Source organism: Candidatus Paceibacterota bacterium (assembly GCA_035583355.1).
Lineage (GTDB): Bacteria > Patescibacteriota > Minisyncoccia > Phycocordibacterales > UBA6899 > JAJZQJ01.
The window spans coordinates 21,652-41,866 of sequence record DATEZQ010000003.1; the positions used below are offsets into that span (position 1 = coordinate 21,652).

Genomic DNA, 20,215 nt, shown 5'->3' on the forward strand with positions numbered 1-20,215 from the left:
AAATGAAAGAACTTGAACGAGCTAAATTCAAGATCGCACTGCTCTTTATTTGTAGAAACTATATTCGGTCGTTCTTTGACTTTTGTCCAAGACGCTATAGTATGACAGCAGATTGTTCTCAGAAAGGAACTCCTATGAGCCTCACTGTTTCTCTCGTGCAGTACCCCTCGAACCCTGCAACGCAGATGGCCAAACATGCTGCCGGCGTATGCAAGAATCCGCACATCCCCCAAATGGGCGCCCCCGGCGTCGATGTGCGCAAGGGACTTTTCCAGGTCTCCCACCACACGACCCTCGCGCATACGAACCTCACGTTCGCCATCGATGGCCTCTCCGTCAACGGCTTTACCTTCGGTGCACACCTCGCGAACATCTACTACAACAGCGATCAGCGTAGCGGAAGGTTCTGCAACGATATGTTCGGGAACCCCGATATCCTTGCGCTCGCTGAGCACATGCAGACGTACTGGAGCTTGGACACGAAACAACTCGAAGCGGCCCTCAACTTCATCAAGAAGGGTCTTCACCTCTATGCGTCACACCTCGACGAAAGCACACAGCTCATGAAGCTGTGGGCAAAAGAGGAACGTCCGTACATAAAGACCGACATGCTCGAAAAGAGCGGGGCGCGCAACTTCGCACAGGAACAACTGCGCATGCTTGTCCCGACGATATTCCCAAGCGGGACCGATATCACACTCAGCCTCACGGCCATCTTTTCGCTGTGGCACACCGCGCACTCTCCGGAGATGCGTGCGCTCACTGATAAGATGCGTGACATCGTACTCGAACTCTGGCCCGATATCGACTATATGTTCGACGAGAAATCACGTCGTGCATATGATTTCGTTCCGAAGTTCGAAGGAGCTCCGCACCTCACGAGCGACCCCGTCGCTCGGTTCATTGGGCACACGGGCGACTTCGGAAAGATCATCGTCCCTGACGAGGAAGACATGTCCCCTGTGGACCTGCTCCCTTATCGTCCCAAGTACATGGACAACAATGGTATCGAAGTCCATTCGGAAATCGAATACTCTGTTGCAACCATGGGGCAAGACCAGAGGCATCGCTCGATCCGCCGCACGGAACCTCGTTTTACGGGTGGCTTCTATATGCCCCCCGTCATCGAGGCGTGCGTCCCCAAGGACATCGTCCTTGCGTACATGGAAGAATGGTACGCCCTGCGTACACTTCTCCCCGAGAGTCTCGTGCTCGCACTTGCTCCGTATGGCGCAGTGGTGCAGTACCGCAAGTTCGCCCCGATCAATGCGTTCGCGCATGAGCAAGCCAAGCGTGCCTGCAAGCTCGCGCAAGGAGAGATTCGCAAAGGAGCACTCCTCCTTCGCGAATCCATTCTGGCTTCAGGTGTGCCCAATGCAGCAATCGCAGCAGAGCTCATCGGCTCACCCTGCTGCCGCAACGGCGGCACCTGCACCGAAGGGCTTTACTACTGTGGTATCAGTCTTGCCGCGATTCGTAGCGGAGACCTTTCAGCCTGCTTCGGTCCGTTCAAAGTGTAAGCATCAAAACAATGCACTCGCCCTTCGGGGCGAGTTTTCATTAAAAAATCCGTCATGCGGATTTTTTAATTAAGCAGCTGCTCTTTAATAAGCTTCATCTCTTCCACCTTTGCGGCGAGATCGGAAGTTGCGGCATACACAGCTTCTACTCCATTTTGTGATCCATAGAAGAAGTGTGTTCCCGCATACTCTCTAATCGCAGCGAGGTCATCCTCAGCATGCCTGCTCCCGATAACAACAAAGCCGATCTTACGAGTTCCGAATTCACTGACTGGCAAATCATAGAGCGAGAGCGAATTCGACGTTCCATCCTTTTCCTTAACGAGCAGTCCGCCTTGGAATCGCGAATCGAGCAGCCACGCATTTTTGTTCTTCCAAGAAAAACGTGCCTGCCCGAATGGCTCAAATGAATGCTCTTCAGTAAGTGTCGCCTTCATGAGGAAACTCTTTTGAGTATCTGAGTATGAAAGTAATTTTGCGAGATCTCGTGGTGTTGTTGTCGATACAGTGAGGCTCGTGCCTCCACTCCACTCTGTGCTCATCATCCCGATTGCCTTCGACTTCTCATTCATGTAGTTGCGAAATACTTTTTCTCCGCGTAACTTTACAATTCCTTTTGCGGCAATATCGCTTCCATCAAAGAGGAGTGGGTAAAGCAATGCGCCAACTTGCACAGCACCGACATCGGTTGCTCTTGCGCTCGCAACATCTTTTCCCTTCACTAATTTTTCAAAATCAATATATTTATATTGATCGATTGTCTCCACTGAGACAAGTGCAGTCATGAGCGCGACGAGTCGCCCCGGATGCACCAGCGCGTCCTCACCATGACTCCAGAGCACTTGACCTGTCTCTTCATCAAACACCGAAAATGCCTGTGCACTCACCTCGGGAAGCGCTCCCGTATCACGCATATAGTAGCGCATCTCGTTGCTTGGAAGCGGAAGTGTACCACCCGTTACGTGCATGCGGGTATTCACACGCACAAGACCGAAAAGTTTTTCGGCATCGGGAGTCGAGAGCCTGATACACCCACCAGAATACCCCTTAGGAACATCCGTACCATCCTGATAGGTCGGCCATCCGTGAATAAAGAAATTTCCGTAAAATTGCATGCTCCATGGCATCCACGTATTCCCAATCGAAGACAAATGCTTTGTCTCCTTCGTCTTCACCGCATAGTCACCTGCAGGTGTCTCCCAAAATGTCCCTGGACGACCTATTGAAAGAATAGAAAATGACGCAACGGTTGTTGTCCCCTCAGTGACTATAAGCGTTTTCGCATCAAGGTTCACACTGATCTCACGCTCATCAGACACCGGGGCATCAATAACATTACTTCGACCATCGAATAATACAGAGAGTGCAGCAAAATCTTTAAGTGATATTTGATTTGGAGGTAATGCTGCAGTATTGGTCGCAGGAGCACTGCCGACGGCTGCTGCAGTCATCTGCGCACCATGAACATTCGGAAGAGCAGAGGCAAAAGCGATAGCAAAAGCCGCACCAGAGCAAAGCGCCCCAGAGAGCATGAACAATTTTGCATGTGTTGGTGCAGTGCGCATGAAAAGTATCAGTCGCGGAAAGCGGCCACTTATCTAGAGTTTACATGGTATTGATGCCCCACACAAACTGTGGATAACATATATATTTCAAATAGATTGGTGTACAATATGCACATATAAGCAAATAACCATAGTATATGCATAAACATTTACTTCCCTATCGCGACAACTTCTTCGAAGATTTTTTCACCGGGGACATGCGTCTCCCAAGTCTATTCGAGGAGCGCACCGGTAGACTCCTTGGATTCCCTCGCATTGATGTACGCGATGAAGCAAAGCATCTCGTCGTCACTGCAAACATCCCTGGCATAGCAGCAAAAGACGTACATATTGACGTTGAAGATAATATGCTCACCCTCAGCGGAAGCGTCTCGCGCGAAGAAGAGGAGGGTAAAAAAGATTCGGACTACTATCGCATGGAGCGAGAAGAAGGGTCTTTTGCTCGCACAATCACACTTCCTACTGGAGTAGATCGTAGTGGCATTGAAGCGAAAACGAAAAATGGTGTACTCACAATCATCCTTCCGAAAAAATCAGAGGAACAAAAATCGAGAATCAACATCAGAGAAGAATAAGAAAACCGCCGGCCCGAGGCCGGCGGCGTTGTTTACTTGTGCACTGCGATGAACAGCGCTCCGTGCGTGTTCTTCTCACTCGCACCTTCACGGATGATGTCGAATTGCATCACCTCGGGAAGGGATTCGGTGCCTGTGGCTGAGACAATATCTCCGAGCATGAAGCGAGCCTCATGGATCCCGGAGACACTCTCGACAAGCGGGACCGTGACGGTCTTGCCGAAGAGTTCCGTGCGCAGCATGAGCTTTGCACCCGCCTCAGCATTCACCGTCGCAGTGATCTCACTCACTGCATAACGCTCCGCCCGAATGGACTCCGTACCCGATGCGCTCGTCACGATTGACTTCGCAGATTCGGTCAGCTCGCCTTGCACGGAAGAGCCGACCCACCTGTTCTGCGTGACGACGTGGACATTGTCCGCACCCTGCACGGAACCCATCGTGAACTGCGTCCCCACGAGCGAACCGCCCGAGTTGCAGTAGATGGTCTGAATGCTGTAGCCACCCGAAAGCGTAATGCTGAAGGTAGGCCGGTCGCCATAGTTCACCCGCACGCTGGTCGGACTGATCGCCGCGCCCGTGTCGCACTGCGTGCTCACGAGAATGGGTTTGTCGAGAGCAGAGTCATCATGACCCCTGCTGCCGGAGCACGCTGAAAAGGTGAGCAGAAGCAGCACGGAAACCAAGGAAGAGGCCGTATTTCGATTGATGCGCACGAGCGCCCCCTGTAAAGAAGTTGTCCTAGACAATATCTAACACATGTGTTCATATTTTGCAAGACAAAAAACAGGGTCTCCCCTGTTTTTCTAGTAAAAGAGTGAAATTATTGCCGCAACGCCAGCGACTGACATCATGCCGATCGTCACCCACCCAAGCGTGCTGAGGAGCCTGCTGTTTGCGTACTCACCCATGATTTCCTTGCTACTGCTTATCTTCACAATGAAAACAAGAGCTATCGGCGCAACGATGCCGTTTGCAACTGCGGAATAGATAAGTGCTTTCATTGGATCAAGTCCGATGAAATTCAATCCGATTCCAATAACCACAGAAACAATGATGACGCCATAGAATGCATACGCCTCTTTGAGCTTGCGGTAGAGACCGTGCTTAAAACCGAAACTCTCAGAAATAGCATACGCGCTCGAACCCGCAAGCACGGGGATCGCGAGCATACCAACGCCTACGATACCAATGGCGAAGAGATAGAAAGCCAGATCGCCCGCAAATGGTCGTAGTGCCTCGGCTGCGTCTGCCGCAGTTGCAATGTTCGTCACCCCATGCGTGAAGAGGGTACCCGCACATGCAGCGATAATGAAGAACATGACAAGATTCGAAAAGAACATTCCACTCACCACATCTTTACGCATCTTCTTGATCGTTCCTGGTTCGATATTCTGCTGCCAAAGATTTTCATCTTCCTTTCCCTGCAAATTCTGTTCTTCGACTTCTTGTGCAGTTTGCCAGAAGAAAAGATAAGGAGAAATCGTTGTACCCAAGATGGCGCAGACCAGAAGAATTTGATCCTTATCAAAGGTCATGGAAGGCATCGCAAGGTGCCTAAATACATCTGGCCAGTTCAGTTCACTCATGAGTGCAGCAAAGATATATGCGAGAAGAGTGAATGAAAGATATTTCAAAATCTTCGCGTACCGCGCATATGTGGTAAAAATTTGGAGCAACGCACTCACAACACCAAAACCAATCACAAGAAGAGCGAAACTCATCTTTGGGAATATGAGCTGCACTCCCTGCGCCATCGCACCAAAATCCGCACCGATGTTGAATGTATTCGCAATAAGAAGCACTGATGTAATAAGATACAGTGTCCAGCGGGGATAGTTCTTGCGAATATTCGCTGCAAGGCCATGACCCGTCACCAGCCCAATGCGTGCACACATTTCCTGCACTGTAGCCATGAATGGAAACGAAAAGGCAGAAAGCCAAATGAGCTGTGGTCCATACTGCGCACCTGTTTGAGAATAGGTCGCAATTCCTGATGGATCATCATCTGCGGCGCCCGTAGTGAGACCCGGACCGATCGTCTCCCAGTATTCTTCCGCAACCTTGAATGGTTTTTTACTAATGAGCATCTGCTCCTCTTTTTGGATGAACTCTATGCCTTCATCGAGCAGCTTCGAGGGTTCCTCAAAAGCTTTCTCGAGTGCATGTTCGAATTGTTCTTCGTTCATAATATGTTTGCTTCATCATATCATAAAACGCCGTAAACAGGCGTTTTAGAGCTCGCGAATCAATGTACGCTTATAATCCTCATCTTTCAAAATACTGATGCCCCGCAATTCCAGTGGCGCAAAATCAGACCAAGAATATATAGTGATATGCGTCAGAGGAACTTCAAAACTTGGCCCAAGCAGCGCAGAGAGTCCATGGTAATACTGCTCGATCCCCGGCACATGCACGCGCTCAACAATAGCGCGACGAATATGCGGAGGGACATCACTTTTCCCCGCCTCCATGAGTCGCTCTCTTGTATAAATTTCCTCATGTAACGAGTATCTTCCAAGGCGCTCATATGACCAATCTTGCGCTTTCGCCAATGTCTCTAGATTTTGTAATGTTTCATTAAATTGCTGGAACTCTTCAACCAAATCATGTACGCGTCGTGCATTATCGGACACAACGATACTAATATGAAATTCTGATTTCAGTGTTAATCCATTTGAAGCGCCAACCACCTTGATCTCCTCGGGTATTTCCAAATGTGCAACACCAAGCATGAGGGTGCAGTCGTGGCTATTGAACTTGATTTGCGTCGGTAATAACATAACAATCATTATAGCAAACAAAAAAGAGGCACTCGCCTCTTTGTTGCTATTCCACTACACGGACTATTCGTGCAGATTTTTCTGCCTTTTTTATAGTAACACTCTCCCCCGTTTCAAGTGCAATAACCTCCTCCTGATTGTCCGCATAGATATTTGCGGGGCCTCGCGTCAGCTTGAGGACGACGGTGCGTTGCTCCGCAAGTACGACATGATCCGCTTGCTCTGTACTATTATTGAAAGCGAGCCCGATTCCTGTCTCGAAATAACTATCGGTAATACTACGATAATAACCCGTTGACCCAAATGGTGTCGCAACCACCACTCCGTCACCAATGACTTCATGAAGCTCCATACTCCCATCAACGGTGATCTTATAGCGAATACCGTGACGCGGATCAGTATTGTGGACGGTAATGTCATTAAGACCAATCAATGTTTTCCCTTTTGCCTGCGCCTCGAGCTTCCATACATCGGCAATGTGATACTCACCATCGCGTACGCGACGCAAAACTTCTTCATTTTCAAAAGTTCCTGAACCAAACTTACACATCTTGCAAATATTACTATCACGCAGCACGATCTTCGGAATTTCAGGATACATAAACTCTGAGAGTATGAGCGTGCCATCCCCTCCAAAACTAATGACAAAGTCAGGGTTATTTTCCACAATTGTAAAATCATATTTTTTCACGAGATCCGTGATATTTTCTGGATGATTTCCAAATATCAATGCTTTCATCACTTAAGAATAACATCCGCAAGGAGAACAGCAACGCGTGCCGAAATGTCTATAATATATGGTATTATTTACTCATGAAAGCGCACATCGATAGTTTGGCTCATGTTGTCATGGCGATACATGACGACGAAGCACTCCACTCAGGATTTAGTAACGCAGTCGAAATACTCAGTGAGGCAGTTCCTCATCGCAGGAAGATTCTCGTTGCAGGAAACGGTGGCAGTGCAGGAGAAGCGCAACGCTTCGCACTCGCATTTGTAGTGAAATTCCAAAAGGAACACGAGGCATATCCTGCCCTCTCACTCGCATCGGACCCATCAGTGCTCACCGCGATTGGTAATGATTTTGGTTTTGCTGAGGAGTTTGTACGTCAAGTTGAAGCTTTTGGTGAGGCCGACGATATTTTCGTCGCACTCTCCGTGAGTGGCAACTCAGAAAATGTCATTCGTGCAGCAGTAAGAGCAAAGGAACTCGGCATGAAGACCATTGCCCTCATTGGTAAGGGTGGCGGAAAAATGAAAGGCATTTGTGACGCAGAGATGATCATTCCATCAGAGGACGGATCACGTATCCAAGAAATGCATCTTTTCATTCTCGATGCATTGTGCGCTGAGATGGAAAACAGCTTCAAATAAAATAAAACACCATGCCCACAAGGCATGGTGTTTTTGCAACACACGACCCCGCTGGTGAGCAATACCCTCCCCATGGGACCAGCATGCTATGATGAGCACACAAAACCGTACACCTATGCTTCCTACCATCGAACAACGACTTGCAACCCTGCTCCACGCGAAAGCCACCCAGATTATTGCCGCAATCAAATTACTCGACGAGGGCTCGACTGTTCCATTCATTGCTCGTTATCGCAAAGAAGTTACCGGTAGTCTCGACGATACTCAATTGCGCCTCCTTGAAGAGAAATTGCGCTACATGCGTGAGCTTGAGGAGCGCCGCACTGCGATTATTGCCTCCATCGAGGAGCAAGGCAAGATGACACCCGAACTTCTTGCATCGATTCAGCAAGCAGAAGACAAAACGCGACTCGAGGACCTCTACCTCCCCTACAAGCCAAAGCGTCGCACAAAGGCACAGATTGCAATCGAAGCTGGACTTGATGTACTTGCTGAAAGTCTTCTCAAAGACCCGAGACTCAATCCTGAAACTGAAGCAGTCAAGTTTTTGCGTCCCGCATTCAAGGTCGAAGCTGGAGAAAATCCTGGAGTACCCGACACAAAGACCGCCCTCGAAGGCGCACGTGCAATCCTCATGGAGCGCTTCGCCGAAGAAGCAGAACTCCTGAAATCACTCCGTGGCTACATCATCAAGCACGGCGTCGTCGACGCGAAGGTTAATGAAGGAAAAGAAAAGGAAGGAGAAAAGTTTGCAGACTATTTCGACTACAATGAACCATTAGTACACATTCCCTCACATCGCGCACTTGCACTACTCCGCGCCCAGAACGAGGGAATCCTTTCGATAAACTTGAGGCTCGATAGTGAAAAAGAGCGTCCGAAACTTTCGGATCCACACAATCCATGCGAGGAACGTATCGCAGATCAGTATCATATCGAAGACCGAGGACGCCCCGCAGACCCCTGGCTTCTTGATACAGTACGCCTCTCCTGGAGAGGAAAGATATTTCCTCATCTTGAGACTGATCTTATGGGCAAGTTGCGTGAGCATGCGGAGGAAGAAGCGATCAATGTATTCGCGCGCAATCTCAAGGCGCTTCTCCTTGCAGCACCTGCAGGACACCGTGTCACAATGGGACTTGACCCGGGCCTCCGCACTGGGACAAAGGTTGCTGTTGTTGATGCAACAGGCAAAGTACTTGAACATGCAACCATTTACCCACACCAGCCACACAATGATTGGGAGGGTGCACTCAAAACACTAACCAGTCTTGCGAAGAAACATCATGTTTCACTACTCTCCATCGGCAATGGCACCGCTTCGCGTGAAACAGATAAACTTGCAATTGAACTCATTAAACGTGAACCCGAACTCAAACTCGCAAAACTCGTTGTCTCTGAGGCGGGCGCATCAGTATACTCTGCATCGGCATATGCATCAAAAGAATTACCCGATCTCGATGTTTCCATTCGTGGCGCAGTGTCCATCGCACGTCGCTTACAGGACCCACTCGCGGAACTTGTGAAAATCGATCCGAAATCGATCGGTGTTGGACAATATCAACATGACGTGAATCAACCTGACCTCGCACGCTCACTTGATGCTGTCGTCGAAGATTGTGTGAATGCAGTCGGGGTCGATGTGAATACCGCCTCGAGCCCACTCCTTGCGCGCGTGTCTGGACTTTCAGCAAGTGTCGCACAAGCAATCGTTGCTTTTCGTGAGAAGAAAGGAATGTTTCACACCCGCAAAGAACTCCATGATGTTCCTCGCCTGGGAGACAAGGCGTTCGAGCAGGCAGCAGGATTCTTGCGCATCACAAATGGCGAGGATCCACTCGATGCCTCAGGTGTCCACCCTGAGTCCTATCCTGTCGTTAAGAAGATATTGAAGGACTTAAAGCTCAGTCTGAAGGAGGTCATCGGAAAAAGTGAAGTACTCAAGGCTATTGAGCCAGCCAAGTATGCGGATGCACAGTTCGGTATTCCAACAATTACCGATATCATCAAAGAGCTCGAGAAGCCTGGCCGTGATCCACGACCTGAGTTCAAAACTGCGACATTTACTGAAGGAGTAGAGACACTCAAGGACTTAAAGAAAGGAATGGTGCTTGAAGGAGTAGTAACGAATGTCGCTGCGTTCGGAGTATTCGTTGACATCGGCGTGCATCAAGACGGACTCATTCATATCTCACAGCTCTCAGATACTTTTGTGAAAGATCCCCACACCATCGTGAAGGTGGGTGATGTGGTAAATGTCGAAGTGATGGAGGTGGAGGTAGAGAGGAAAAGGATAGGACTGAAAAGGGTGAAATAAAAGCTAGAGCGAGAGCTCTAGTTTTTGTATTAGTAGTATACCATTGACATTTGTGATACTTATTGTATAACTCATTCAGGCCGAAACCAAGCTCGCAGTTGCGAGCGCTCAAAAGGATGTTCCCATGAGTATGTTCAACTCACCGCAGCAGAACAATACACCCAGAGAAAGAGAGTTCCCCATCTGGTTCTATCTCATCGCGGCTGCGATCGTGAGCATCATCTGTCTCGCCCTCTTCTACCTCGCGATCAAACCTGCCATCGACCAGAAGCGTGCGTATACGCTGGGGAGCACGGTTGGACACAAAGCGTTCACCGCTCGACTCCTTGGTCACGACAACGAAATCATCGGCATCGACGAGGAGAAGACGTTCACCCTCTTCGTGTACTACACCGGCTCGGTCACCTACTACGCCGGGGGGCGTGGCGGTGACACGAAGAACATCCGGACGCAAGGCGGTGATGGTAATTATGACATCGCCAAGTTCAAGCGTCAGATCGCGGAACTCGAAGCCAAGGGCATGAAGCTCGATGAGAGTTCGGTCACGATGGAGCGCTTCCCTGATGGCATGTTCATCGTCGGAAAGCTCAACAAGAAATAAAAATACAGGCGCCAAGGTGGCGCCTGTTTTTATTGGAGGAAATGAAAACCGCCGAGGCGATTTTCAAATTACTTATTTTTCAGATCATGTCTGACGACAAGATAAGTTCCGATCCAAGAACCAATCGCGAGTGGCACTATATACAAATAATTCTGCACATAATTAAGAACACCAAAAGCGATGAGGAAATGCATCAGTGCACCGACACTAGCAGAGGCAAAAGGCCTTTTGTTCGTAACCGCAATCGTATAATAAGCATACATTGCATCGACTATCATGTAAGCAACAAAAACAGTTACGGCGATCTTCAAATCAAAAGTTTGCCAATGCGAGCTTATGTCCATGAAAAAAGTATAACAAATTCATATATAATTACACCTTCTCGTACTCATATTCCAGAGGTAAATGGAGTGCCGTCATGGTAGATATGCGAGATATTTTTGGTGGATAGAAAGATATGACGATTCAAAATTTTCAAGAATATGAAAATCGTTCCCTACTTCATTGACTTCTGTTTGCTGAAATATGTTTCAAGATCAGCATATTCACTCTTGAACATATCGAAATACTCAGCTTGGTTCGAAAAATGAATCACATCGAGACGTGCAAATCTAACCATCTCCCCCTTCCATCCAAAAGAGATGATCGGGGAAAGGCTAAGTTGGCTAAAGTTTTGTCCACAAACAGCGGCCGTACCATTTGGCACTGAAGAAATGAGTTTCTCATCATAACGAGGCAACACGGCTCTTCCCGATGAGATCGCTACAGCAGAACCATCAATGAGTAGGATCGATGCTTCGCCGATAAAGCCCCCTCGCCCGAGAAGCGTAAGGATTTGAACATTCCCTGAACAGCTTTGCTCAGCCAGGTCAAAAATTCTAGAAATATGTGTCGCGACGATCGGAGTAATGCTCCTATAATAATCATAAGTCATTCCGTTCTGATCCCTTTCGAATACTGCAGGGTCTGGCAGATAAGGAACATCAGCAAGCAAAGAATTCTTATCCTGATATTCAGCACTACAATCGAGTATCATGTTCCCTCCTGCATCACGAGCACCCGGTCCATTCGTCTTGAAATCGCTGCAAATTTTTATTATTTCATCTTTTTTTGCATTGAGTGGAATAGTATCCACCATCTGGACGAATGCCTCGCTCCGCTCAGCGCGAACGTCCGACTGATTTTTCATCTGTTTTTGCTCGAAATGATCCGAAATGATACTGATCACAAAACTAACGAACAACAGAGAGAGTAAACCAAAGACGACAACCTCGAATTTGCTAACTTCCTTGGGACTCTTTTGGAGCACGGGAGTATTTGCATCGATCAATGGCTCATTCGACATGGTGGCTTCTTCCCTATCATTCCCCCGATGAATGACAAACAGGAGAATATATATAACAAGGATGACGAACGAAACGCCCGCAAGGACCATACCGAAGAGCGCTCCAAAACCATTATCGTTCGCCATCGCGATCAAACCAAGAATAATACCTGCGAGTGGAAATAAGCCAATGAAAACAAGCATAGAAGTCTTGGCAACACGAGGGACCTTGCTTGAAACTGACGAAATTTCGTTCTCTTTAGAGAGCAACTTTTTTGCACGATACAGGAACATCACCAATAACGGTAAGGCCAAAGGGAACAGCATTGGCTCTTTCAATATGGTTAAAGCACCCACCGCCCCAGTCCCTTCAGGGCCTAGAAAAATAAAATAGAGAAAGAGTATTGCCAGTACGATATAACCCCAACCAACGATTTTAGGAGATCTCATGGATTCATTGTAACAAACATGAGATAGGCGGCAAGCAGTTGGGTGCAATAATGCAAAATGAGATTTGTATTGTGTTACATAAAATACGAATTCATACCTATAGGGATTTAGTCACAAGTCACTAAGTCTTTTGGCGACGAGTCGCCAAAAGACAAAGTGCTCGCTACCCCGACTCGCCGACCGTGAGCACGGCTGGATTTATCACGGCCTTCTAATTATTAATGTATGCTTCGCATGCGAATTAAAAAGAGATTTGCCCTGCGTCACATCCATATTCTGCTCCATGCATTCGCAGAATATGGTGTGCGCCCGGGCCCGCCCTCGGCCACAATGTTCTTTGCCGCAAAGAACATTGGCTTCGCGGCCTCCGGGCTTCAAATCCCTGTTCGCCTCCGAGTGGCCTCTGCGCGAAAGCTTTGCTTTCTTGCAGGCCACTCGGGGCGACCGGGACCGCAAAAAGAAAACACTCGCAGAATTTCTGCGAGTGTTTTCTTTATTGGGTCCCTACAGGGATTTGAACCCTGGCTGGAGGTTCCACAAACCTCAGTGCTAACCACTACACCATAAGGACCATTCGATATATAACATTGCGAGACCCGTTGGGTCTTAAACGTTATGGAGCGATAATAACAGGTTTTCTTGAAAAATCAAGTGACAATAATATAAAAGAAAAAGCATCCTTATGGTAAACCACAAGGATGCGAAACAATACAAACACTAGGCAATAGAACGTAATTGACCCAACTCTTTACGCACTGCATCGACAGAAGGTCGCAGTTCGGGGAGCAGCAGCCAGATATCGTAGAGCGAGTGCCTAAACTTTGCACTCACGTCTCGAAGGATACGATACGTCATATACTGATGAGCAACATAACGCCGAATGACCGACAGCGTCGCCTTCCCTGCCAACGCGTGTGCATGTCGTGGGAGAATATGCTTATCGTCATAGACGATCTCCATAAGCGTATCGACATCTTCGAGCCAAAATGCAACAAGAAATACAATGAACCAATACAACTGCTTACTAAGCAACTTGCAATATGGTCCAAGAGTACCATCATTGAGGAGCGTCAGGTTCGTAAAGATTTCCATGGAATACCTCTTGGTTGTAGGTATGGAAATAGCACGTAACAAAAATTTAACTAGATAAGTTCTACCAAAATATCAAGCATTGTCAAGCTTTTGCTTGCAAAGGATAGTAAGCATGTTACGCTGAATACATGAAAATACTCTTTCTTTTTGGCGGAGGGAAATGGGATAACGATGCCCTCCTGCTCAAGGATTCGTATACTGTGAAAATCGCACGCTCAGCTTCGATTGAGGAGCGGCTCATTACGGGGAAAGGTAAAACACCAGATGAACTTCGCGATGGCGAGAGCACTGCTATGCTCATCACTATGAAGCCAACGGACTATGTCATCGTATTCGATGAACGCGGAAAGAAGTTCTCATCAGAAAAATTTGCTGAGCTCCTCGAGCGTGCAGAGCAGGACGGCAAGCGTGTAGTGATTGCCGTGGGTGGAGCATATGGAATGAATGATGAAGTCCGTGCGCGTGCGCAAAACATCGTTGCATTTAGTGACATGATCTTCCCGCACGATCTCGCACGTATCATGGCGATGGAGCAAGTGTATCGAGGGTTGGCTATTCAGAAGGGCTCCCCCTACCACCACGCAGGTTAAATAGCATATTTTGGCGCATTTTACATTGCTTCACTGCGAGATTCACTCAATGTATGATAATACATCTCGTTAAAATTCTCGCAGTTCCAGCAACGCAAACTGCATCCAAAATCTTCTATTTACAACAATGCGAATTGGAACATTTATCGCAAAGAAAAAACGCACCAAGGGTGCGTTTTTGATTTTGTACTATTACCAGAATTCTTTCACACGAGCAGGTCGTTCCATGGAACCGATGGGCACCCTGATGATGTATTCAACGCGGGGCTGATCAGCCGTGAACCAAAGCGCTTTTCCGACGATGTTTATCGTCCTCTTTTCGATGACTCCGCCATCACGTTGCTCAAAAGAAAGACGCACCTCTCCTTCAGTGAATATTCCTTGTGACGGAAACCCTTCACTATCGAGATTCACGATATAGGCATCTTTCTTCGTATCGCCATCATTCGATACTGCAACAGCAATGACATAGACAACGGCTTTGTGCGGTCGCGAGAGTGGTGAAAGCTTTACCATCTCGGACCACACGACTTTTCGTGCACTCACCTGTAGAGGAATGTAGAGCAGCACGAATACCACAAGCGCGCACCCAACCGCACTAACGAGCAGCGCAGGAACTTTGAGTGCTCTTTTCGTCGCTTTAGCGGAAATGAGCAATGCGAAGAAAAAGAACACACTGAGTACTGTATAGGTAAGCCAGAGCATACGCTCTCCTTTGTTTGGAAATATCCTGCTCAGTTATAGCATGGGGCAATGCACTGTCAACGAAATAAAAACCACTTGATTATTCGTCAAATGGTTCTGGCAATTCAGGACTACGCTCCCAAACAAATCGCTGACGGAGTGCATAGTCATCAATGGTGAGCGACTCAGGATTACTATTACAAAATGCTTCCGCATCGAGCACAAGCTCGCGCTGCGCTGTCGAAAGCCCCATGAGCATACCCATCATTTTGAAATACGCGGCCATGCCATGATGAGGGAGATCCTCGGTGCGTGGTAGATACTCTTCGCCATATGCAAAGAGCTCAATGCTATTGATACGTGGCGCAGCCAGCATGCGTGTAACAGCGGATGTGTGTGCTCCAAAGTCTCCTGCTGAATGCATAGAAGTAAAAGTATCGCGTGATGAAGAGAGAAGATGGCGGAGAGACAGGGGTTCGGTCATAGGGGGATGATAGCAGAGAAATGGGGAAATGCGAAATACTAATGCGATACAGTTACGATGCAGAGGGAAACGTAAAACCGTTCCGGTTTGAGTTTCATTGAGCGCAGGGCCGCACTAAATCAGACATATCAATAGATTAGGGAGGCGAAAAACCTTTTAGGTTTTTACCTCTTGGAACGCTTCGCGTACTAAATCAGATATATCTAATACAAGGGCAAACAAAAACCCTTTGGGTTTGTGTTTGATTGAGCGCAAAGCCGCGCGGAATAGGAGTCGGGACTTGAGCACGACTCTCAAAGTATTAGAGTCCGAGAGAGGACTTTGTCACAAGTCACTAAGTCTCGCTTCGGCTACGCCTCGCTGCGACTAAGTGCTCGCGACCCCGGCTCGGCTACGACCGCTTCGGTCGGAACCTCAGCGGCCGGCTTCGCGGCCTCCGCCTTTCAAGTCCTCGCTCGGATCGCAACGATAAAACAAAAAAGAGCTTGCGCTCTTTTTTGTATCGTTGTGTCCGAGAGAGGACTTGAACCTCCATGGGTTACCCCGCTACCACCTCAAGGTAGTGCGTCTACCAATTTCGCCACCCGGACATTTATTGTGGAGTCACTATAGCAGAACGCCAGAAGAAATCAAGTGCCTTTAAATATTCCTTTAATATGCTAGACTGCGAATACAAACAAAAGGGCACGTGGCGGAATTGGTATACGCGTACGTCTCAGAAGCGTATGGGGAAACCCATGGGAGTTCAAGTCTCCCCGTGCCCACAATGACCAAAAACAATGCGCGAGCATTGTTTTTGTTTGTCATTGCGAGGTACGGAGGGACTTGAAAGACGGAGCCGGGTGCGAGGCGGATATTCATGAAGCTTGGGGCAAGCTTCATACCGCCAAGCAAGACGGAACTACGCCCACAGCGAAGCTTTGGGAGCGAGGACGAGTGAGTCCGGGGAGGAACCACCCTATATTTCTGGAGTGATGAGCGAACAGAAATATAGAGGTGAGTTGACCCCTCGAGTCATCTTCTCTAGTGACTTGTGACCAAGTCTCCCCGTGCCCACAAAACAAAAAACCAGACTCCCGTCTGGTTTTTTGATTATTACATCTGCGCAGGTACTCCCCCACCCATCTTCTTCCCCGCCTTAAGGCTTAGAATAAAGATGATCGTATAAAAGAGGAATCCAACTGAACACAATGGCAAACTATATACGAATGCCATGAATCCATCCGAGAAGAGAATCGGCAATTCTCCTGCAGTAAGATAGCCCGAGAATAATGCGCCAAAAAGTGAAAACCCTGTGACTGCCACCAACAGACCCTTCGTGAATCCATTCTTCACTTGTGCCATGATCATGAGCACGGTGAGTACTGCATACACCAGGAAGCCAGTGTAACACGCAGGATAGCCAAGGAAGTATGGACACTGAGAACCAAAAGCGCATGTTGCGGTAAAGATCTTCACTCCCGAAAGATATCCCGAGAAAGCGAGACCTGCGAGAATAAAACCGAAAATTGTTTTAAACAATGTGGATGTTTTTTCCATATGATTTAGTGTTAACTTAACCATAAGTATAGCATACTTCAATTAGATCATTTCCTTTAGGGTGTTCAAGGCGAGCATTGCACACTTTTCTCGCATCGGACCAATATCTACATGAAGCAAAGCAAGCATATCCTCTCTAGTGAGCGACTTTATCTCTTCTTCGGTCATACCCCTCAGCTTATCGGAAAGCAGCGATGCTGCGGCTTGAGAAATAGCGCAACCGTAACCATCGAAGCTTGCCTCTGAAACCTTTTTAATATTTCCCTCTTCCCACTTGATATACCATGTTAGATCATCTCCGCAGGACACATTCTTTCCTCGGTGCATCAAATCTGCATCGTTCATCACTTGTTTGTGGTGCGGATGCTTATAATGTTCCAAAATATGTGCTTGATAAAGTGAATCCATAGAATTTTAGTCAACAAACAGTTTACGCACTTCTTTTAACGCTTCCACTAATCCATCAATATCACTTTCGTTGTTGTAGAGATAGAAACTTACTCGTGTCGTCGCGGCAACACCAAGCTCCTCATGGTAAGGCAATGCACAATGATGTCCTGGGCGCACAGCAACACCATGTCGACCGAGAATTTCTGCAACATCATGAGGGTGTGCAAAATCACAAATGAATGCGACGTCGCCGATATTCAGTACATCATCATGCTCTGCAATCACATGGACTCCTTCTATCTGCAAAAGTCCCGTAATGGTTTTTGAGACAAGTCCCCCAACATGCTCGTGAATATGCTCAACTCCGATATGCATCAAATAATCGATAGCAGCACCGAGCGCAATCACTCCTCCGATGTTTTTCGTTCCGGGTTCAAATCGATCAGGAATACCAGACCACTCAGCATCATTCTTGCTGACCTCCGCAATCATATGCCCTCCAAAAACCGCTGGCGATAGTGTTTCGAGAAGTTCTCGCTTTACCCAGAGCACCCCCACACCAGTTGGCCCCAAAATTTTGTGGCCTGAAAAGTAAAGCGCATCTGCTCCAAGAGCATGCACATTAACCGGAATATGCCCGATAGCAGCAGTCGCATCCACAATCATAAATGCTGCATGCGCATGGGCGATTGCTGCAATAGTAGAAATAGGATTTATCGTGCCTGTCACATTCGACGCGAGCATGACCGACACAATTGCAGTGTCATCAGTGATCAATTTCTCTGCCTCAGCAATATTCAATCGCACAGAGTCTTTCTGCAGTGCAACGTGCCCGAGCGAAAGTCCTCGACGCTTCACCAACTGCTGTAATGGTACGAGTGAGGCGTGATGTTCCATCACACTCGTCACTACAGTATTTTTTCCGTTTTCCCAAAATGCAGGCGTTTCATCAAGCATACGTATGAGCATGTTTGAAGATTCAGTCGCTCCGCCAGTAAAAATTATCTCGTCTGGCTCCGCGCCGATAAATGCAGCAATTTTATTTCTTGCGTCCTCATAAAGTTCGGTTGCACGCGCTGCTTCAGGAAATATTGCTCGATGCGTATTTGCGCGTGCATGGAGATAATAGTCATCCTGCGCATCAATCACCGCGCGTGGCGTAAGTGAAGTAGCCTGCGAATCGAGGTAGTGCGCACTTCCACTTGCGAGTTGCGGAAAATCTTTGCGAATGCCAATAAGATCGTATGTCATGAATCGAGTATACGTCCGCATAAAAAAGTTGCAAACAAAAAGCCCCCAAGCGGGGGCTTTGCTTACTGCTGAAGATATTCCACGGGGAAGAGAAAGCCTCCAAAGGTGAGCGCGATCTCGAGCTCCTTGAGCTTCGGATTGAACAGGAGGGAGAATTCCTCATTGAGCGACGCGATATCGTCGGCAGTGAAATACTCCGTTGGCTCCAGGCCGTCTTGCCCCACCAACACGAGGTCGACGGAGACCTTCCGCTCAGGGATGTTGAAGGTCAAGCAGACCGTGTTCAGGTTTGGCGTGAAATACTTCTTCGCGAAGAACTTGCCGAGCGCGACGACGAACACCGGCATGATGAGCTCGATGATCTTGTGCGTCTCATCGCGCAAAATCCCTTTGTTCCGATCCAGCGCCTGCTGCGCACGCTCCACGCTCTTCTCCGCGGCACGCACCATCGCTTCGGCAAGAACGAGCTGCTCGATGTTGTGCATCATAAAACCTCCTGGGTTTTCCTGACTTAGAACTACCACACATATTTGCACCTGTAAACCCCTCCCCGTATTTACGCATTTCACCCACTCCACACCATGAAACGGCGAGGATTTCACTTGTGTACCTTAATGGAACGGCGAGAGATTTTTCGCAAGGTTGGCATGTCGGAGCGAGGACCGCAGTGAGACGTATCGGGCATACGATGAACGCGGACCAGAGCGAGACATGCCAAGATTGCGGAAAATATCCCCCGCTACTACTATGCCCACAAGAAACAGCAGAATAAAAAAATAAATCCCATAAGGGATTTATTTTTTTATTCTGCTGTTTCGAAGTCTGTAGATGAACCTCCACCAATAATTGTCTGCTTCATCTTACGACGCACATCACGCACTGCCTTCTCACGTACGTAGTAAAGCTTTGCGCGACGCACTGTTGAGCGCTTCACGAGCTCAATCTCGTTGATTGATGGTGAGAAGAGTGGGAACACGCGCTCTACACCAACACCAGATGCGACACGGCGCACAGTGAATGATGCACCTGCAGTATTGCCGTGCTTCGTTGAGAGCACAAGACCCTCAAATGCCTGCAAACGGTACTTCTGCTTTGCCTTATCTTCAAGGACCTTCACCCAAACACGTACCGTATCACCGGCAGTAAGTTCGAGCTTCTTGCGAGACTCCATGTTGACTGGGGTCGTTGTAATTTTGCTGATCAATTCCGTATTCATAGTGGAGTCAATCTATCACAAATGCTGTTTTTTGGCAAGCCCCATAAGGGTTTATTACTTACAGATGCACAGTACCTTGCATGACATAGTACCATATGCTATACTGGTTTAAGCATTGTAAACATATTTATTACCTATGGACCAAGAAGCAAAAGCACAATTACGCAAAGGCCTGCTTGAGTATTGCATTCTCCTTGCGGTCGGAAACGGAAAAGCATACGCAAGCGATATCATCGAGGCGCTCAAGGTAGCAGACCTCATCATCGTTGAGGGAACACTCTATCCCCTACTTACACGCATGAAGAATAATAGTCTGCTTGAGTATAGTTGGCAGGAATCACCGAGCGGCCCACCGCGCAAGTACTATGCACTTACCCCCTCAGGCAAAGCCCTACGCGGACGGCTCGACAAGACCTGGGACGATCTCATTACTTCCGTTTCATTACTCCGCCGTTAATTC

The 20,215-nt window shown here is 48.0% G+C and carries 22 protein-coding genes and 3 tRNA genes; 8 read left to right on the forward strand and 17 right to left on the reverse strand.

Annotation, left to right across the window (positions count from 1 at the left end; genetic code table 11):
- Positions 1 to 134 precede the first annotated feature (134 nt).
- Entirely contained in the window at positions 135 to 1,520 is a 1,386-nt protein-coding gene (locus VJ579_01390) for a hypothetical protein (GenBank protein HXK37703.1), read from the forward strand.
- Positions 1,521 to 1,585: 65 nt separating this feature from the next.
- Here the strand turns inward: VJ579_01390 and VJ579_01395 are convergent, their stop codons facing one another.
- Positions 1,586 to 3,085: a L,D-transpeptidase family protein gene (locus VJ579_01395; GenBank protein ID HXK37704.1), complete on the reverse strand. Its 1,500-nt coding sequence runs from the start codon at positions 3,083 to 3,085 to the stop codon at positions 1,586 to 1,588.
- A gap of 137 nt (positions 3,086 to 3,222) precedes the next feature.
- On the opposite strand from VJ579_01395, the gene VJ579_01400 reads away from it, so the two are divergent.
- A complete protein-coding gene (locus VJ579_01400; protein ID HXK37705.1) occupies positions 3,223 to 3,660 on the forward strand; it encodes an Hsp20/alpha crystallin family protein in 438 nt (145 codons plus the stop codon).
- Between the two features lie 32 nt (positions 3,661 to 3,692).
- Here the strand turns inward: VJ579_01400 and VJ579_01405 are convergent, their stop codons facing one another.
- The 4 genes from VJ579_01405 to VJ579_01420 form a co-directional block, all read right to left on the reverse strand.
- The gene (locus VJ579_01405) at positions 3,693 to 4,208 is read right to left on the reverse strand and encodes a hypothetical protein (protein ID HXK37706.1); all 516 of its coding nucleotides are present in this window, start codon (positions 4,206 to 4,208) and stop codon (positions 3,693 to 3,695) included.
- Between the two features lie 258 nt (positions 4,209 to 4,466).
- The gene (locus VJ579_01410) at positions 4,467 to 5,849 is read right to left on the reverse strand and encodes a divalent metal cation transporter (GenBank protein HXK37707.1); all 1,383 of its coding nucleotides are present in this window, start codon (positions 5,847 to 5,849) and stop codon (positions 4,467 to 4,469) included.
- A 45-nt stretch (positions 5,850 to 5,894) separates the two neighbouring features.
- The gene (locus VJ579_01415) at positions 5,895 to 6,443 is read right to left on the reverse strand and encodes a hypothetical protein (protein ID HXK37708.1); all 549 of its coding nucleotides are present in this window, start codon (positions 6,441 to 6,443) and stop codon (positions 5,895 to 5,897) included.
- A 46-nt stretch (positions 6,444 to 6,489) separates the two neighbouring features.
- Positions 6,490 to 7,182: a hypothetical protein gene (locus VJ579_01420; GenBank protein ID HXK37709.1), complete on the reverse strand. Its 693-nt coding sequence runs from the start codon at positions 7,180 to 7,182 to the stop codon at positions 6,490 to 6,492.
- A gap of 74 nt (positions 7,183 to 7,256) precedes the next feature.
- On the opposite strand from VJ579_01420, the gene VJ579_01425 reads away from it, so the two are divergent.
- The 3 genes from VJ579_01425 (at position 7,257) to VJ579_01435 (ending at position 10,735) form a co-directional block, all read left to right on the forward strand.
- Positions 7,257 to 7,817, forward strand: coding sequence for an SIS domain-containing protein (locus tag VJ579_01425; GenBank protein HXK37710.1), 561 nt, complete (start codon positions 7,257 to 7,259; stop codon positions 7,815 to 7,817).
- Between the two features lie 115 nt (positions 7,818 to 7,932).
- Positions 7,933 to 10,134, forward strand: a complete 2,202-nt coding sequence (locus VJ579_01430) for a Tex family protein (protein HXK37711.1) — start codon at positions 7,933 to 7,935, stop codon at positions 10,132 to 10,134.
- Positions 10,135 to 10,258: 124 nt separating this feature from the next.
- The gene (locus tag VJ579_01435) at positions 10,259 to 10,735 is read left to right on the forward strand and encodes a hypothetical protein (protein ID HXK37712.1); all 477 of its coding nucleotides are present in this window, start codon (positions 10,259 to 10,261) and stop codon (positions 10,733 to 10,735) included.
- Between the two features lie 68 nt (positions 10,736 to 10,803).
- Here the strand turns inward: VJ579_01435 and VJ579_01440 are convergent, their stop codons facing one another.
- From VJ579_01440 to VJ579_01455, 4 genes are all read right to left on the reverse strand, one after another.
- Positions 10,804 to 11,079 carry a hypothetical protein gene (locus VJ579_01440; protein ID HXK37713.1) on the reverse strand — a complete coding sequence of 92 codons (276 nt, stop codon included), beginning with the start codon at positions 11,077 to 11,079 and terminating at the stop codon, positions 10,804 to 10,806.
- Positions 11,080 to 11,231: 152 nt separating this feature from the next.
- Positions 11,232 to 12,509 (reverse strand): hypothetical protein, encoded by a 1,278-nt coding sequence (locus VJ579_01445; protein ID HXK37714.1) that lies wholly within the window; start codon positions 12,507 to 12,509, stop codon positions 11,232 to 11,234.
- Between the two features lie 499 nt (positions 12,510 to 13,008).
- Positions 13,009 to 13,080: transfer RNA gene (locus VJ579_01450), tRNA-His, on the reverse strand.
- Between the two features lie 146 nt (positions 13,081 to 13,226).
- The gene (locus tag VJ579_01455) at positions 13,227 to 13,601 is read right to left on the reverse strand and encodes a hypothetical protein (GenBank protein ID HXK37715.1); all 375 of its coding nucleotides are present in this window, start codon (positions 13,599 to 13,601) and stop codon (positions 13,227 to 13,229) included.
- 128 nt (positions 13,602 to 13,729) lie between these two features.
- On the opposite strand from VJ579_01455, the gene VJ579_01460 reads away from it, so the two are divergent.
- Complete coding sequence (locus VJ579_01460) at positions 13,730 to 14,191, forward strand: 23S rRNA (pseudouridine(1915)-N(3))-methyltransferase RlmH (protein HXK37716.1); 462 nt, start codon at positions 13,730 to 13,732, stop codon at positions 14,189 to 14,191.
- Between the two features lie 192 nt (positions 14,192 to 14,383).
- Here VJ579_01460 and VJ579_01465 read toward each other — a convergent pair whose 3' ends face one another.
- The 3 genes from VJ579_01465 to VJ579_01475 all read right to left on the reverse strand — a co-directional run bounded on the left by VJ579_01465 (position 14,384) and on the right by VJ579_01475 (position 15,949).
- A complete protein-coding gene (locus VJ579_01465; GenBank protein HXK37717.1) occupies positions 14,384 to 14,896 on the reverse strand; it encodes a hypothetical protein in 513 nt (170 codons plus the stop codon).
- A 79-nt stretch (positions 14,897 to 14,975) separates the two neighbouring features.
- Positions 14,976 to 15,359, reverse strand: a complete 384-nt coding sequence (locus VJ579_01470; protein HXK37718.1) for a hypothetical protein — start codon at positions 15,357 to 15,359, stop codon at positions 14,976 to 14,978.
- Between the two features lie 508 nt (positions 15,360 to 15,867).
- Positions 15,868 to 15,949: transfer RNA gene (locus VJ579_01475), tRNA-Leu, on the reverse strand.
- 92 nt (positions 15,950 to 16,041) lie between these two features.
- Between VJ579_01475 and VJ579_01480 the strand changes: the two genes are divergently transcribed.
- Positions 16,042 to 16,123 (forward strand) — tRNA-Leu (locus tag VJ579_01480).
- A 331-nt stretch (positions 16,124 to 16,454) separates the two neighbouring features.
- On the opposite strand, the gene VJ579_01485 is transcribed toward VJ579_01480, so the two are convergent.
- The 5 genes from VJ579_01485 to rplS all read right to left on the reverse strand — a co-directional run bounded on the left by VJ579_01485 (position 16,455) and on the right by rplS (position 19,755).
- Positions 16,455 to 16,898: a hypothetical protein gene (locus VJ579_01485; GenBank protein HXK37719.1), complete on the reverse strand. Its 444-nt coding sequence runs from the start codon at positions 16,896 to 16,898 to the stop codon at positions 16,455 to 16,457.
- Between the two features lie 42 nt (positions 16,899 to 16,940).
- Positions 16,941 to 17,306, reverse strand: a complete 366-nt coding sequence (locus tag VJ579_01490; protein HXK37720.1) for an SUF system NifU family Fe-S cluster assembly protein — start codon at positions 17,304 to 17,306, stop codon at positions 16,941 to 16,943.
- A gap of 6 nt (positions 17,307 to 17,312) precedes the next feature.
- Positions 17,313 to 18,539 carry a cysteine desulfurase gene (locus VJ579_01495; protein HXK37721.1) on the reverse strand — a complete coding sequence of 409 codons (1,227 nt, stop codon included), beginning with the start codon at positions 18,537 to 18,539 and terminating at the stop codon, positions 17,313 to 17,315.
- A 62-nt stretch (positions 18,540 to 18,601) separates the two neighbouring features.
- Entirely contained in the window at positions 18,602 to 19,027 is a 426-nt protein-coding gene (locus tag VJ579_01500; protein HXK37722.1) for a hypothetical protein, read from the reverse strand.
- A 314-nt stretch (positions 19,028 to 19,341) separates the two neighbouring features.
- On the reverse strand, positions 19,342 to 19,755 hold the full coding sequence (rplS, locus tag VJ579_01505) for a 50S ribosomal protein L19 (GenBank protein ID HXK37723.1): 414 nt from the start codon (positions 19,753 to 19,755) through the stop codon (positions 19,342 to 19,344).
- A gap of 136 nt (positions 19,756 to 19,891) precedes the next feature.
- On the opposite strand from rplS, the gene VJ579_01510 reads away from it, so the two are divergent.
- Complete coding sequence (locus VJ579_01510; GenBank protein ID HXK37724.1) at positions 19,892 to 20,212, forward strand: PadR family transcriptional regulator; 321 nt, start codon at positions 19,892 to 19,894, stop codon at positions 20,210 to 20,212.
- Positions 20,213 to 20,215: the final 3 nt, after the last annotated feature.